At 66.4% G+C, this 13934-nt stretch carries 15 protein-coding genes and 1 pseudogene; 12 read left to right on the top strand and 4 right to left on the bottom strand.

Going from position 1 to position 13934, the window contains the following annotated elements:
* Window positions 1-28: 28 nt before the first annotated feature.
* The gene (locus H4P35_RS11800) at window positions 29-1369 is read right to left on the bottom strand and encodes an MFS transporter (RefSeq protein ID WP_223575663.1); all 1341 of its coding nucleotides are present in this window, start codon (window positions 1367-1369) and stop codon (window positions 29-31) included.
* Between the two features lie 73 nt (window positions 1370-1442).
* Window positions 1443-3104, bottom strand: a complete 1662-nt coding sequence (locus H4P35_RS11805; RefSeq protein ID WP_180099335.1) for a GMC family oxidoreductase — start codon at window positions 3102-3104, stop codon at window positions 1443-1445.
* Window positions 3105-3240: 136 nt separating this feature from the next.
* Here H4P35_RS11805 and H4P35_RS11810 point away from each other — a divergent pair, with 136 nt between their 5' ends.
* Window positions 3241-4095 carry an IclR family transcriptional regulator gene (locus H4P35_RS11810; RefSeq protein WP_056317121.1) on the top strand — a complete coding sequence of 285 codons (855 nt, stop codon included), beginning with the start codon at window positions 3241-3243 and terminating at the stop codon, window positions 4093-4095.
* Between the two features lie 30 nt (window positions 4096-4125).
* Here H4P35_RS11810 and H4P35_RS11815 read toward each other — a convergent pair.
* Window positions 4126-4554, bottom strand: a pseudogene (locus H4P35_RS11815) (VOC family protein).
* 102 nt (window positions 4555-4656) lie between these two features.
* Here H4P35_RS11815 and H4P35_RS11820 point away from each other — a divergent pair.
* The 11 genes from H4P35_RS11820 (at window position 4657) to H4P35_RS11870 (ending at window position 13316) form a co-directional block, all read left to right on the top strand.
* The gene (locus H4P35_RS11820; protein ID WP_226849152.1) at window positions 4657-5001 is read left to right on the top strand and encodes a GFA family protein; all 345 of its coding nucleotides are present in this window, start codon (window positions 4657-4659) and stop codon (window positions 4999-5001) included.
* 87 nt (window positions 5002-5088) lie between these two features.
* On the top strand, window positions 5089-5496 hold the full coding sequence (locus tag H4P35_RS11825) for a carboxymuconolactone decarboxylase family protein (protein ID WP_226849154.1): 408 nt from the start codon (window positions 5089-5091) through the stop codon (window positions 5494-5496).
* 13 nt (window positions 5497-5509) lie between these two features.
* Complete coding sequence (locus tag H4P35_RS11830) at window positions 5510-6121, top strand: LON peptidase substrate-binding domain-containing protein (RefSeq protein ID WP_056317130.1); 612 nt, start codon at window positions 5510-5512, stop codon at window positions 6119-6121.
* A gap of 27 nt (window positions 6122-6148) precedes the next feature.
* The gene (locus H4P35_RS11835; RefSeq protein ID WP_226849156.1) at window positions 6149-7075 is read left to right on the top strand and encodes a hypothetical protein; all 927 of its coding nucleotides are present in this window, start codon (window positions 6149-6151) and stop codon (window positions 7073-7075) included.
* Window positions 7076-7231: 156 nt separating this feature from the next.
* A complete protein-coding gene (locus H4P35_RS11840) occupies window positions 7232-7912 on the top strand; it encodes an RraA family protein (protein ID WP_226849158.1) in 681 nt (226 codons plus the stop codon).
* Window positions 7909-9111, top strand: coding sequence for an aminotransferase class I/II-fold pyridoxal phosphate-dependent enzyme (locus H4P35_RS11845; RefSeq protein ID WP_056317138.1), 1203 nt, complete (start codon window positions 7909-7911; stop codon window positions 9109-9111). The genes H4P35_RS11840 and H4P35_RS11845 overlap by 4 nt, the downstream gene beginning before the upstream one ends.
* A gap of 122 nt (window positions 9112-9233) precedes the next feature.
* Window positions 9234-10055, top strand: a complete 822-nt coding sequence (locus H4P35_RS11850) for an ABC transporter substrate-binding protein (protein ID WP_175155374.1) — start codon at window positions 9234-9236, stop codon at window positions 10053-10055.
* Window positions 10056-10177: 122 nt separating this feature from the next.
* On the top strand, window positions 10178-10867 hold the full coding sequence (locus tag H4P35_RS11855; RefSeq protein WP_056317142.1) for an amino acid ABC transporter permease: 690 nt from the start codon (window positions 10178-10180) through the stop codon (window positions 10865-10867).
* Entirely contained in the window at window positions 10860-11549 is a 690-nt protein-coding gene (locus H4P35_RS11860; RefSeq protein ID WP_056317143.1) for an amino acid ABC transporter permease, read from the top strand. Before H4P35_RS11855 ends, H4P35_RS11860 begins: the two co-directional genes overlap by 8 nt.
* Window positions 11550-11560: 11 nt before the next feature.
* Window positions 11561-12295, top strand: a complete 735-nt coding sequence (locus tag H4P35_RS11865) for an amino acid ABC transporter ATP-binding protein (protein ID WP_062841528.1) — start codon at window positions 11561-11563, stop codon at window positions 12293-12295.
* Window positions 12296-12359: 64 nt separating this feature from the next.
* Window positions 12360-13316, top strand: coding sequence for a LysR family transcriptional regulator (locus H4P35_RS11870; RefSeq protein ID WP_162256755.1), 957 nt, complete (start codon window positions 12360-12362; stop codon window positions 13314-13316).
* Between the two features lie 155 nt (window positions 13317-13471).
* Here H4P35_RS11870 and H4P35_RS11875 read toward each other — a convergent pair whose 3' ends face one another.
* On the bottom strand, window positions 13472-13855 hold the full coding sequence (locus H4P35_RS11875) for an I78 family peptidase inhibitor (RefSeq protein WP_108005591.1): 384 nt from the start codon (window positions 13853-13855) through the stop codon (window positions 13472-13474).
* Between the last annotated feature and the right edge of the window lie 79 nt (window positions 13856-13934).

Raw genomic sequence — 13934 nt, forward strand, 5'->3', positions numbered from 1 at the left:
GATCCGCTGCGCACGGGCCGCCCGCCGCCTACGCCTTGCGCAGCCCAGCCCGCTGCATGGACGGCTGGCTTGCGTCGTCCACTTCCACAGGCTGCCTGCCGCGCCCGATCAGCCACGCGCAGAAGGCCGACACGACCCCCGCAAACATCACGTACAGGCAGATCAGCCACGGCTGCCCGCCGCCCGTCTTGAGCAATGCGGTGGCGATGATCGGCGTGATGCCGGACGCGAAGATGCCCGAGAACTGGTAGACGAACGAGATGCCGGTGTAACGCACCTTGGCGTCGAAGAGTTCGCAGAACAGCGCGGCCTCCGGACCGTACACGGCGGCGTATAGGATCCCGAACGGAATGATGATGGCCAGCCAGATCAGCATCACGTTGCCGCCGCTGTTGATCATCATCCAGAAGCCGGGGAAGGACGCCGCGGCGGTGATGAGCGAACCCCAGAAGTACACGCGCGTGCGGCCGATGCGGTCGGACAGCCGGCCGAAGAAGGGGATGAAGAAGCACATCACCAGCGCCGCCGCCATCACCCCGATCAGCGCCTCGGTCCGGGTAATCTGGACCGATTGCGTCAGGAACGAGATCGAGAACACCCCAAAGACGTTGAAGAACACACCGTCGATATAGCGCGCGCCCATCCCCTTGACCACGTTGCCCGGATAGCGGCGCATCATGTCCATGAAAGGGATGCGGCTTTCGGCGTTCTGCGCCTTGACCGCCGTGAACTCCGGCGTCTCCTTGATGTTGAGCCGGATGTACATGCCCACGGCCACCATCGCGGCGGACGCCAGGAAGGCGACGCGCCAGCCCCACGCCATGAACTGCTCGTCGGTCAGCAGCACGGACAGCAGCGCCACCGTGCCCGAGGCTAGGCACAGCCCGATCGCCAGCCCGATCTGCGGCAGCGACGCGTAGAAGCCTTTCTTGTCGGGCGGGGCATACTCATAGGCCATGAGCACCGCGCCGCCCCATTCGCCGCCCAGCCCGATGCCCTGGAACACGCGCAAGAGCAGCAGCAGGATGGGCGCCCAGATGCCGATCATCTCGTACGTGGGCACCAGACCGATCAGGAAGGTGGCGATGCCCATGATCATCAGCGTCATCACCAGCATGCTTTTTCGGCCGATGCGGTCGCCGAAGTGGCCGAAGATCAGTCCGCCCAGCGGCCGGGTCACGAAGCCGACGGCGAACGTCGTGTAGGCCAGCATGGTCGAGACCAGCGGATCGCCGGTCGGAAAGTACAGCTTGTTGAATACGATGCCGGCGACGACGCCATACAGGAAAAAGTCGTACCACTCGATGGTGGCGCCGATCAGCGAGGCGGTGACGACTTTGCGCACCGCCGCTTCGTTTTGCTTGGCCATGTCCAGTCTCCTTTGGTGGGTCGGCCGGACAATCTGCGCTGCCGCGGCCGGGTCTGTCTGCGATCTGTGTTTGCTAACCGGGGTCCGTCATCTCCATCCGCGCGGGCGTGCGCACGGTTTGCGCGCGCGCCTGGCGCACGTCCTGCAACATGAAATCCGCCGCGCGCTCGGCCAGCATCACGACCGGCGCGTTGGTGTTGCCAGAGACCAGCGTGGGCATGATCGAGCAATCGACCACGCGCAGCGCCGACACGCCGTGCACGCGCAGGCGTTCGTCGACCACGGCCATGGGATCGCTACGCGGGCCCATCTTCGCGGTGCCCGAAGGGTGGAAGATGGTGGCGCCGTACTCGCGGCAGAAGTGCAGGATCTCGTCGTCTGTCTGCACGTCCGGACCGGGGCGGAATTCGCGTTTCATCAGGCCGGCCAGCGGCTCGGTCGCGGCGACCCGGCGCGCGTACCGGACGGCGGCCACGGCCATGCGGCGGTCCAGCTCCGTCGAAAGGTAATTCGGCAGCATGGACGGCGCCTCGAACGGGTCCGTGCTGCGCAGCCGAACGCGGCCGCGCGAGCTGGGCCGCAGTTGGCACACCGAATAGGTGCAACCCGAGAAGGGATGCACCTTGCCGCCCGCCATGTCGGCCGACAGCGTGGCGAAATGGAACTGGGTGTCGGGCGTGCGGCTGGCCGGGTCAACCCGGCAGAACAGGCCCCCCTGGTTGATGCCCACGGCCAGCGGACCGCTGCGCAGCAGCAGCCATTGCAGTCCCATGCGCAGGCGGCCGTGCAGCGTGCGCAACTGGTCGTTGGTGGTGATCGGGCGCGTGGTCTCGTAGATCAGGCGGATCTGCAGATGGTCCTGCAGGTTTTCGCCCACGCCGGGCAGGTCGCGCACGATGCCGATGCCGAACTCGCGCAGCAGGCTGGCCGGGCCGATGCCGGACAGCTGAAGCAGTTGCGGCGATTGCAGGGCGCCTGCGCACAGCACCACCTCGCGCCGGGCGCGCAGCGTTCGGACCTGGCCATCGCGGCGGTAGCGCACGCCGCAGGCGCGGCTGCCTTCGAACAGCACGGCCATCGCGTGCGCATCGGTTTCGATGCGCAAGTTGGGTCGGTCCTGCGCGGGCCGCAGGTAGGCCACGGCCGTGGAGCAGCGCCGCCCGTTGCGGGTGGTGAGCTGGTAATAGCCCACGCCTTCCTGGTCGCCCGAATTGAAGTCACGGACGCGCGGCACGCCTAGTTTGCCCGCGGCGTCGATTAGCGCTTCGACCAGCGGATGCGGCGTCTTGATGGAGGTGGCGTTCAGCGGACCCTCGGTGCCGCGGGTGGGGCCTGGGCCCAGATCGTTGTTTTCCAGCTTGCGGAACCAGGGCAGGCAGTCGTCCCAGCCCCAGCCCGGGTTGCCGGCTTCGGCCCAGGCGTCGTAGTCGTCGCGCTGGCCGCGGATGTAGATCAGGCCATTGATGGAACTGGAGCCGCCCAGCGTGCGGCCGCGCGGCCAGTAGATGCGCCGGTCCAGCATATTGGGATCCGGGTCGGTGTAGTAGCCCCAGTTCACCACCTTGTGGAACATCGTCTTGCCGTAGCCGATGGGAATATGGATCCAGGGATAGGTGTCCTTCGGACCGGCCTCCAGCAGGCAGACCGAATGCGCGCCGTCCGCGCTCAACCGGTTGGCCATCACGCATCCGGCCGAGCCGGCGCCCACCACGATGTAATCGACGGTATCGGACATTTCCGCGCGGTCTCCCTTATATTTGTTCGGCATGACCGGCCGGTGCAGACTCCGCAATGCGGACCAGGCCGGCATCTGAGGCGATTCTAGGAAGCGCGCGCACAGAACAAAGCACAACACGCGCTGGGGCGGAGAAATGGAACAGAACATGCGGCTTCGGTTTCAAAATCGCAGTGCAGCATCGCAGGAGCCGGCCGATGGCCGGTCCGATGACGCGGGCGGACAGCAGGAGGCCGCGCGTTCGTTGCGGGCGTTGCTGGTGCTGGATCATCTGGCGCGGGCGCAGCATCCGCCTACGCTGGCGCAGCTTGCGCAGCGGCTCGACATGCCCAAGACCACGTTGATGCGCCTCTTGGCGGCCATGCAGCGCGCCGGCTTCGTGGCCGCCACGCCCACCGAAAACGGTTTCGTGCCGGGGCCGCAGGCCACGTCGCTGGCGCTGGCCACCCTGCGCGCCTGCGCCTTCACGCGCGCGTGCCGCGCCGTGCTGACCCAGCTGGTGGGCACGCTGGGCGAAACCTGCAACCTGACCGCGCCCGACGGCGACCGCGTCGTCTACATGGAGCGCGTCGAGACCAATGAGCCGTTGCGGCTCTTTTTCGCGGTGGGCAGCCACGTGCCCATGCACTGCACGGCAAGCGGCAAGCTGTTCCTGGCCTCGATGAACCGCCTGGAGCGCAGCCGCGTGCTGGCCCGCCTGCCGCTCACGCGCAACACACCGCGCACGCTGACCGACCCGGCCCGGCTTGAGGCCGAGCTGGAGCGGCTGGCCGTGCGCGGCATCGGCATCGACAACGAGGAATTCGTGCGCGGCATGAGCGCGGTGGCGGTCCCGGTGCGCGACGGCGAAGACCGCGTGGTCGCGGCGGTGGCCTGCCATGCGCCCACGGCGCGCGTGATGCTGGACGATCTGCTGCGCGCCGTGCCGGTGCTGCAGCGCGCGGCGCAGTCGCTGCACGAGGTGCTGGCGGCGCACCGGCCGGGCGGTTGAACCCGGCGCCGGGCACAGCCGTCCGGGCCATCAGTGGGTCATGCGGCCCCCGCTCACCATCCAGCGCGTGCCATACCGGTCGACCAGCGCGCCGTAGGCTTCTGCCCAGAACGTCTTTTGCAGCGGCATCGTGACGCTGCCGCCTTCGGCCAGAAGGTCGAACACCCGGTGCGCGTCCGACACGGTGGGATACACCAGTGCCAGCGCCACCCCCCGGTTGCCGGGTTAGGGGTGTCCGGCGGTGGCGTCGCTGCCCAGCAAGGTCTGCTCATCCAGCGTCAGGCGCGCGTACATGACGCGCCCGGCGTCCTCGTCGGACAGGATGGGCATGACGGCATCGGCGGGTGCGTCGGCATAACGGACCAGCGCGTCAAGGCGGCCTCCCAGCACGCGTTCGTAAAAGCGCATGGCTTCGGCGCAATTGCCGTCGAAACTGAGGTAGGCGGATAACTGGGGCATGATGGCTCCGGGCGGGGTGAGGTGCGGCGGGTCCGCATGGGCAAGGCGGGCGGCACAGGCCTATGATGGGAGTCTGATCCGATAACGGCCGGGAGACAATCCATGCAACAAGGAAGCTGCCACTGCGGACAGATCGCCTATGAAGTCGATGGCGATGTGTCCCAGGTGCTGGAATGCACTTGCTCGCACTGCAGCCGCAAGGGCTATCTGCTGTGGTTCGTGCCGCGAGCCGCGCTGCGCATCACGTCCTCGACGCAGACGCTGTCCACGTACACCTTCAACAAGCACGTGATTTCGCACCATTTCTGCGCCAATTGCGGCTGCGCGCCGTTCGGTTTCGGCGTGGGCGCCGAAGGCAAGGAGACCGCGGCCGTCAACGTGCGCTGCCTGGAAAATGTGGACTTGAATGCGCTGACCCGCATTCCCTACGATGGCCGCAATACCTGATTGGCCGGCCCCGGCCCCCGACGGATCGAAACAGGGCCGCCGCGAAAGGGCGGCGGCGTCACGATTTTTTCACGATGGAGCGGTGCAATGAGCACGGTAAGGCTGCTGAGCGATGACGAGATCCGTAGAAATCCCGAGGCCTGGGCGGTGTTGGAAGACATCCGCGCCACGCGCAAATCGGACTTCGTCAACAATTTCTGGCGGGCGCTGGCCAACGATCCGCCGCGGATGCGCAGCGTCTGGGAGCAGCTCAAGACGGTAATGATGGCCGAGGGCGAGCTCTCGCCGCTGGTGCGCGAGCTGATCTACATCGCGGTGTCCACGGCCAATGGGTGTTCGTATTGCGTTCATTCCCACACGGCCTCGGCCCGCGCCAAGGGCATGACCGACGGCCAGCATGCGGAACTGCTGGCGGTGATCGCGATGGCGTCGCAGACCAACGCGCTGGCGACGGCGCTGCAGGTGCCGGTGGACGAAGCGTTCCACGTGACATGAACAGGAGGCGGCCATGTCGCTGATTCCCTTGTTTCCATTGTCCAACGCGCTGTTTCCCGACGGCGTGGTGCAACTGCGCATCTTCGAGGTGCGCTATCTGGACATGATCCGCCGCAGCATCGCCGAGAATACCGAATTCGGCATCGTGGGCCTGCTGGCCGGTAGCGAGGTCCGTTCCCCGGAAGGCGAGGAGACGCTGTCGCCAGTCGGCACGATGGCCCGGGTCGAACGCTGGGAGGCGCCCATGCCGGCCCTGCTGGAAATCCGGTGCCGTGGCGCCGGACGCTTTCGGCTGCGGTCCAGCGAGGTGGCAAAATACGGCCTTTGGATGGGCGAGGCCGAGCCCATCCCCGACGATCCGCCCACGCCCGTGCCGGCAACCATGCAGGCCAGCGCCGATGCGCTGGGCCGGCTGGTGGCGCAGTGGCAGCGGGACGGCGTGCCTGCCGAACGTATGCCGCTTGCGCCGCCGTTCCGGCTGGACGACTGCGGCTGGGTGGCGAACCGCTGGTGCGAACTCTTGCCCTTGCCGCCGGACGACAAGGCGACCCTGCTGGCGCTGACCGATCCGGTCTCGCGGTTGGCGGCGATCCAGGACGTGCTGCGCGGACAGGGGCTGGCGTAGAGCGCGGCCCGACTTTATTTGGACACCATGGAAATCAGAGTAGACGAAGGCCTGCGCGCCTATATAGACCCGCTGACCGAGGACGAACACGCCGCGCTGGAGCGCAGCCTGCTGGCCGAAGGGTGCCGCGACGCCCTCGTGCTGTGGGGCGATCTGCTGGTCGACGGCCACAACCGCTACGCCATCTGCGTCAAGCACGACATTCCCTTCAAGACCATCCAGCATCCGCACTTCAAGTCCATCGAGGACGTGCACCTGTGGATGATCGAGAACCACCTGGGCCGGCGCAGCGTGTCGGACTTTCAGCGGGGGGTGCTGGCGCTGCGCAAAAAGGAGATCCTGCTGGCGCGCACCGGGCCTGAGGCCGGGGCGGCGACTGGCGAGGGGGCGACAGAAGGCGCAGCTTCGGAAGGCGCGCCATCCGACGGATCGCCGCCCGACGACTCCCCACCTTGGGACGAGGACGCGCCCGGGGCCGGCGCCGTGCCGATGCGCGGCCATGCCAATCCCGACTGGAAGCCGGCCGTGCCCAGTCGGCAGGCCCTGGCGCGCGCCGCCCGCATCAGCAGCAACACCCTGGGCCAGATCGAAAAGATCCAGAAGTCCGCGGCGCCGGAATTGGTGCGCGCGGTCAAGGAAGGCGCCATCTCCATCAACGCCGCGGCAGCCGTGGCGTCGCTGCCGGCGGAACGGCAGGCTGCCGCAGTTGCCGGCGGCCGCAAGGAATTGCAGCAGGCCGCCCGGGAAGTGCGCCAGGCCAAGGCCCCGCCACCCCGCGAGGCGCCGCCCGAGGAGCCTATCGAGAGCATCGCCGACATGCCGGCCGAGATCGCGCGCCTGCGCCAGTTGCTGGCCAAGCTGACGGACGAGCGTGACCAGCTCAAGAAGAAGGTCATGCACCTGACGGTGGCGTTGTCCGAGGCGCGCAGCGCGTCGGGCGCCGGCGACGACTGAGCGCGGATGCAGGAATAAGGGATAACCCTTAAACGGCGTAATCCACGAAAAATATTCGTGGATCGCTGGGAATTTATATCGTTTTGAGGAAAGGCTTGCGCGGCTTTGTAATGCAGGTTCGCTTCAACGCTCCTTGCATTCACACTGACTTTCCTTATGAATCCCATCGGATATCGCATTCTTTCCCGTACCGCGCCGGCCGTCGCCGCCGACGTGCTGGCCGGCTTTGCCACCATCGGCTCGGCCCAGATCAGCGACTGCATGAACCGTCTGTACGGCGTGTCGGGCCTGCGTCCGCTGCATAACGGCGCACGCCGCACGGTCGGCGTGGCGCTGACCGTCAAGACCCGTCCGGGCGACAACCTGATGATCCACAAGGCGATTTCGCTGGGCGGGGCGGGCGACGTGATCGTCGTGGACGGCGCGGGCGACACCAGCAACGCGCTGGTGGGCGAACTGATGATGATGGACGCGCAGTCGCGCGGGATCGAAGGATTCGTGATCGACGGCGCAGTGCGCGACGCGGACGTATTCGCGCAGGGCGAATTCGGCTGCTTTGCCCGCGACGTGTCGCACAAGGGGCCTTACAAGGACGGTCCGGGCGAGATCAACGTGCCCGTGTCGGTGGGCGGCCAGGTGGTCAACCCCGGCGACGTGGTCGTGGGCGACGCCGATGGCGTGGTGGTGATTCCGGCCGAGCATGCCAACGCCGTGCTGGCGCTGGCGCTCAAGAAGGAAGCCGACGAAGCCGTGGCCAAGGAAAAGCTGCGCGCCGGCACGTACACCAAGCCGTGGCTGGAAAAGACCCTGGCCGAAAAGATGGGAGCGGCCAAATGAGCATCGTCGCCGACCGCATCAAGCGCATCAAGCTTTCGCCCAGCGTCGCCGCGCGCGCCATCATCGCGGAACTGCGCGAACAGGGCCGCCGCATCATCGACCTGACCATCGGTGAGCCCGATTTCTCGACGCCCGAACACATCCGGCAGGCCGCGACGGCCGCCATGAACCGCGGCGAAACCAAGTATCCGCCGGCGCAGGGCACGCTCGCCCTGCGCAAGGCCGCCGCCGCGCACCTGCTGGAAGCGACCGGCGTGACGTACCCGGCTTCGCGCGTCATTGTCAGCACCGGCGCCAAGCAGGTGATCTTCAACGGCCTGGCCGCCACGCTGAACGATGGCGACGAAGTGCTGATTCCCGCGCCGTTCTGGGTGTCCTATCCGGACATGGTCCTGGTCAACGGCGGCGTGCCGGTGACGGTGGAAACGTCGCCCGCCAGCGACTACAAGGTTACGCCCGACGCCCTGGAACGCGCCATCACGCCGCGCACCAAGTGGCTGATGATGAACGCGCCCAGCAACCCGACCGGATCGGTCTACACCGCGGAAGAACTGCGCGGCCTGACCGAGGTCCTTGCGCGTCATCCGCACGTCTGGCTGATGACCGACGACATCTACGCGCGCCTAAACTTCACCGGCGAGCCCACCGTGCATCCGCTGCAGGTGGCGCCGGAACTGGCCGAACGCACCCTCGTGGTTAACGGCGTATCCAAGGCCTACGCAATGACGGGCTGGCGCATCGGCTACGGCGCCGGTCCCGATGAGCTCATCAAGGCGATGGCGATCCTGCAATCGCAAAGCACGTCGGGCGCCTCGTCGGTCAGCCAGGCGGCCGCGCTGCAAGCGTTGACGGGCCCGCAGGACTGCGTCGTGGAGTTTGCCAAGGTGTTTCGCGAACGCCGCGACCTGGCGATCGCCGAATTGTCGGGCACGCCGGGCCTGGACATCGTGGTGCCGCAGGGCGCGTTCTATGTCTTTCCGGACTGCTCGGGCCTCTTGGGCAAGAAGACGCCGGCCGGCGACGTGATCGCCAGCGATACCGACCTGACACATTACCTGCTGCGCGAAGCGGGCGTGGCGGTCATCGACGGTCACGCCTACGGCGCGCCGGGCACGTTCCGGCTGTCGTTCGCGGCCTCGCTGGACGACATCCGGCAGGGTTGCTCGGCGATCCGCGAGGCGTGCGCCAAACTGGCCTGATACCCGATACCCGCCGGACCTCGGCGGTCCGGCGTGATCGATTCAACGCCATCGACTCCACGCCATCGATTCAACGTCCAATTCAGTCTGTTCACCAAACAACCAATCAAGGGGAATGAACCATGAAGCGTCACACTTTCTTTGCCGCCTGCCTGGGCCTGGCTACGCTGGCCGCGGGCGGAATCGCCCACGCCGACCAGCTTGACGACATCAAGGCGCGCGGCGAGCTGGTCTGCGGCACGTTGGGCACGTCGCAACCCTTCAGCTTCCAGGACGCCGCGACACGCCAACTGGTGGGCTATGACGTGGACGTTTGCAAGCTGGTCGCCGACAAGCTGGGCGTGAAGGTCAACTACAAGCTGCTGTCGGTGGCGGCGCGCGTGCCCGAGCTGAACGAAGGGCGCGTGGACATCCTGGCCGCCAACCTGGGCTATTCGCCCGATCGCGCCCAGCAGATCGCCTTCAGCCACTCGTACTACGTCAGCCCGCAAAAGCTGATGGTGCGCAAGGATTCGGGCCTGGATTCGATCGAGGCCCTGAACGGCCGCCGCATCGGCGCGACCAAGGGGTCCAGCTCCGAGCGCGAAATCAAGCGCATTCTGGACAAGTCGCAGGTGATTGGCTACGGCGACAGCTCGGCCACGTACCTCGCCCTGCAACAGAAGAAGGTCGACGCGCAGTTTGCCTCCGAGCTGGTGCTGGTGCGCCTGGTGCTGCAAAGCCCGCCGACCGCGCCGGTCAGCGTCATCCCGAAGGCGGTGTTCGATGAGCCCTGGGGCCTGGGCGTGCGCAAGTCCGAACCGCGTTTCCTGGAAACGGTGAACCAGGCGCTGGACGAGGCCGAAGCCTCCGGCGCGGCGGCCAAGCTGTTCGACAAGTGGTTTGGCCCCGAGACGCCGTACAAGCTGGAACGCAGCTTCAAGATCGGCCCGATTGCCGGCTGAGGCACGGACCCGGGCGTTTCCTTCGCCACTCCCGTCACGGCTTCGGCGCGTCCCGCAAGGCGGCGCGCGCGAAGCCGTGATGCTTGGCGCCGCGCGCCCGATCGCAGGAGATTGACAGGTTTATGAGCTTTCTAGACGCTTCCCAATACCAGCTGCTGCTCAGCGGCATGGCGGTCACCGTGCAGCTGTTCCTGGTTGCATGGGTCATGGCGTTCACCATCGCGGTGACGCTGGTGGTGGTGCGCGCCACCAATCTGGCGCCGTGCCGCTGGCTGGTCGACGCCTATGTGGAATACCACCGCAACGTGCCCCTGCTGGTGCAGGTGCTGTTCTGGTATTTCGGCATGCCCGAATTGCTGCCCGAAGGGTTCCGCATGTGGCTGTACGCGCACAACGCCGAAATGTCGCTGGCGGCGATCGCGCTGGCGCTGGGGTCGGCCGCCTATATCGCCGAAGACATCCGCAGCGGCCTGCGCGCCATTCCGGGCACGCAGTTCGAGGCCGCCCGCGCGCTGGGCGCCAGCTATCTGCAATGCATGCGCTTCGTGATCGTGCCGCAGGCGCTGCGCATCTCCATTCCCCCGCTGGTCGGGCGCGCGCTGCTGCTGTTCAAGAACACCAGCGTGGCCATGGCGATCGGCGTGATGGAGCTGACTTACCAGGCGCGAGAAATCGAAAACGAGACCTACCGCACCTTCGCCACCTTTGGCGCGGCGACGATCATGTACCTGCTGGGATCGTTCCTGATCATGGCTTTCGGATCGCGCATCTACGCCCGTTATCGTCTGAACCGCGGAGGCCACGGTGCTTGATCTGCTGATGCAATACTGGCCCACGCTGCTCGTGGGCCAATACCCCAACGGTCCGCTGGGCGGACTGGCGCTTACCCTGATCCTGGCCGCGCTCGGCCTGGCGATGTCCCTGCCGCTGGCGCTGTTGATCGCGCTGGCGCGTGTCAGTCCCTATGGCTGGCTGCGCACGGCCAGCAAGGCCCTGGTCAATGTGGTGCGCGGCATGCCGCTGCTCATGCTGATCTTCTGGGCTTACTTCGTCGTGCCCAAGATCACCGGGCAGGTGGTCAGCGGCTTCTGGACGCTGATCTTTGCGCTGGTGGTCTATGAAAGCGCTTACCTGTCCGAGGTGATCCGGTCGGGCATCGAGGCGGTGCCGCGCGGGCAGATCGAAGCCTCGCGCTCGCTGGGCGTGGGCTACTGGACGACGATGCGCAAGGTGGTGCTGCCGCAGGCGCTGTTCAACGTGCTGCCCAGCATGACCAGCCAGTTCGTGTCCACCATCAAGGAAACGTCGCTGGGCTATGTCATCAGCGTCAATGAACTGACTTTTGCCGCCAACCAGGTCAACAACCTCGTGCTGACGCAGCCGCTGCAGGTGTTCGGCATTCTGGCCATCATCTACTTCTTGGTGTGCTTCAGCCTGAGCCGCGGCTTGAGCTGGCTGGACCTGCGCATCCGCCGCTCGCGGGCCATGGCTTAAAGGAACAAAACATGATCAATCTCGAAAAAGTGAACAAGTGGTACGGCGAGCATCATGTGCTCAAGGACGTGGACCTGTCGGTGGCGCGCGGCGAAGTGCTGGTGGTCTGCGGCCCGTCGGGGTCGGGCAAGTCGACCATGATCCGCACGATCAACCGGCTGGAGCCCATTGAGAAAGGCCGCATCCTGATCGATGGCCAGGACATCTACCAGAAGGGCGCGAACCTGAACGCCCTGCGCCAGAAGATCGGCTTCGTGTTTCAGCAGTTCAACCTGTTTCCGCACATGAGCGTGCTGGAGAACGTGATCTTCGCGCCGGTGAACATCCGCAAGCAGCCGCGCAAGCAGGCTGTGGAGCTGGCGCGCAGCCTGCTCGATCGCGTGGGGCTGGCGCACAAGATCGACGCCTATCCCGGATCGCTGTCGGGTGGCCAGCAGCAGCGGGTGGCGATTGCGCGCGCGCTGGCCCTGCAGCCGCCGGTCATGCTGTTCGATGAGCCGACCAGCGCGCTCGACCCGGAGATGGTGGGCGAGGTGCTGCAGGTGATGAAGGGGCTGGCCAAGGACGGCATGACGATGGTGTGCGTGACGCACGAAATGGGCTTTGCGCGCGACGTCTGCGACCGCGTGGTGTTCATGGACGCGGGCGAGATCCTGGAGATGGACACGCCCGAGCGCTTTTTCAGCGCGCCTGCGCATCCGCGCGCGCAGCGCTTCCTGGCGGACATCCTGCATCCGCGGGGATGATCCGGGCCGAGCGGCCTCGGTGGTAACGTTGGGGGTTTCCATGCGCTTTTCTTCGACCGCGGCGATGTACACCCTCAAACAGCTGGAGGCCTTTTATTGGAGTTCCGAACTGGGCAGCTTCAGCGCGTCGTCGCGCAAGCTGCACACCACCCAATCGGCCGTGGCCAAGCGGGTGGGCGAACTCGAGGCCTTTGCGGGCGCGCCCCTGTTCGAGCGGCGGGCCAAGAAACTGCTGATGACCCCGCAGGGCCGCAAGCTCTTTGAGCTGGCAAGCCAGATGCTGGAGCTGAACAGCCGGATCGTCCAGAACATGGCCGATCCGGCCAGCTTTGAAGGCGTGGTGCGGCTGGGCGTGACGGAACTGGTCGGCATGACCTGGCTGGCCGGGCTGATCAAGCAGATCAGCCAGCGCTACCCGCGCGTGCAGCTGATGCCCGAGATCGACGGCGGCATCACCCTGTATGAGCGGCTGGAGCAGGACGAACTGGACCTGGCGATCATGCCGGGTCCGTTCTGGGGTTACCAGTACGATTGCACGCATCTGGGCGCGGTCACCAATGTGTGGATGGCCAGCCCGGCGCTGGACATCGATGTCGCCGCCGCGCTGACGCCGCAGGACCTGGCGCCGTACCCCGTCATCTCGCAGCCCACCAATTCGGCGTTATCGCATCTGTATGACGCGTGGTTCGCCGAGCAGGGAATGCCCGTCAAGCGGGTGCTGACGTGCAACAGTCTGGGCATGATGGCCCAGCTGACGATGCTGGGATTGGGGATCAGCTATCTGCCGGGCGCCTACTTTGCGCCGCTGGTGGCGCGCGGGGCGCTGTGCCAGCTGAATGTGCAGCCGGACCTGCCGACCATCAACTACTACGCGGTGCACAAAAAGAACATCGTCAACCCGGTCGTGTCGCGGGTGATCGACATTGCGCGCGAGGAATGCGCCTTCGAGGTGGCGGGGGCGTTCCTGCCGCATGTGCCGCCGGCGGCGCGGCCGCTCGGGGTGGGTGAAAAGGGCGAGTGAAAAGCGCGAGTGGAAAGGGCGGGTTGGCCGATCGGGACCTGGCCGGGGATTGATTGGCAAGGCCAGCGACCGGTGCGGCCGCTGGCCTTGCGCTTGTCTTGGTGCGGCGCCCGGTCCTGCCGCTGAGGCGGCCGGACGCGGGCCGGCTGGCGCCGTCAACCGCAGCGGATTGCCGTCATCACGTCCTTGTCGTCCACGATGAGGTTCAGGCGGGTGTTGTTGTATTCCATGGTGACCACCTGGCCCGGGCGCAGCATGCGCGCGGTGGTGCTGCCGCTGCGCGTGCGCATGTCTTCCATGACGGAGGGCGTGGCTTTCTGGCCGATCTGCGATTGCAGCGCACCGGCGTCGCAGGTCTTGCCGCTGGTGCTGCCGGGCATGGACGAGGATGAACCGTAGGAAGCGCCAGCGCCAGTGCTCGAGGAAGAGGACGCGCTCGAGGAGCTGGATGCCGGCGCGCTGGATGTGCGCGAACCGCCAGTATTGGCGCACGCAGCCAGGCTGGCAACCAGCAGGAAGGGGATCAGCTTGCGGATCATGTAGGACTCCTTACAACGAGCGGACAAAAACCCATGATAGACCAGCGGCGATGTGCTGTGGTCAAGGCGCGGCGGCCCC

The sequence above is a fragment of the Achromobacter sp. 77 genome, from assembly GCF_020541125.1.
GTDB lineage: Bacteria > Pseudomonadota > Gammaproteobacteria > Burkholderiales > Burkholderiaceae_B > Achromobacter > Achromobacter mucicolens.

Excerpts from the sequence above, each read along its gene's own strand:
- H4P35_RS11865 (WP_062841528.1), top strand. The coding sequence starts at position 11,561 with ATGATCAATCTCGAAAAAGTGAACAAGTGGTACGGCGAGCATCATGTG.
- H4P35_RS11850 (WP_175155374.1), top strand. The coding sequence starts at position 9,234 with ATGAAGCGTCACACTTTCTTTGCCGCCTGCCTGGGCCTGGCTACGCTG.
- H4P35_RS11855 (WP_056317142.1), top strand. The coding sequence starts at position 10,178 with ATGAGCTTTCTAGACGCTTCCCAATACCAGCTGCTGCTCAGCGGCATG.
- H4P35_RS11835 (WP_226849156.1), top strand. The coding sequence starts at position 6,149 with ATGGAAATCAGAGTAGACGAAGGCCTGCGCGCCTATATAGACCCGCTG.
- H4P35_RS11840 (WP_226849158.1), top strand. The coding sequence starts at position 7,232 with ATGAATCCCATCGGATATCGCATTCTTTCCCGTACCGCGCCGGCCGTC.
- H4P35_RS11800 (WP_223575663.1), bottom strand. The coding sequence starts at position 1,369 with ATGGCCAAGCAAAACGAAGCGGCGGTGCGCAAAGTCGTCACCGCCTCG.
- H4P35_RS11870 (WP_162256755.1), top strand. The coding sequence starts at position 12,360 with ATGTACACCCTCAAACAGCTGGAGGCCTTTTATTGGAGTTCCGAACTG.
- H4P35_RS11820 (WP_226849152.1), top strand. The coding sequence starts at position 4,657 with ATGCAACAAGGAAGCTGCCACTGCGGACAGATCGCCTATGAAGTCGAT.
- H4P35_RS11825 (WP_226849154.1), top strand. The coding sequence starts at position 5,089 with ATGAGCACGGTAAGGCTGCTGAGCGATGACGAGATCCGTAGAAATCCC.
- H4P35_RS11875 (WP_108005591.1), bottom strand. The coding sequence starts at position 13,855 with ATGATCCGCAAGCTGATCCCCTTCCTGCTGGTTGCCAGCCTGGCTGCG.
- H4P35_RS11845 (WP_056317138.1), top strand. The coding sequence starts at position 7,909 with ATGAGCATCGTCGCCGACCGCATCAAGCGCATCAAGCTTTCGCCCAGC.
- H4P35_RS11805 (WP_180099335.1), bottom strand. The coding sequence starts at position 3,104 with ATGTCCGATACCGTCGATTACATCGTGGTGGGCGCCGGCTCGGCCGGA.
- H4P35_RS11810 (WP_056317121.1), top strand. The coding sequence starts at position 3,241 with ATGGAACAGAACATGCGGCTTCGGTTTCAAAATCGCAGTGCAGCATCG.
- H4P35_RS11830 (WP_056317130.1), top strand. The coding sequence starts at position 5,510 with ATGTCGCTGATTCCCTTGTTTCCATTGTCCAACGCGCTGTTTCCCGAC.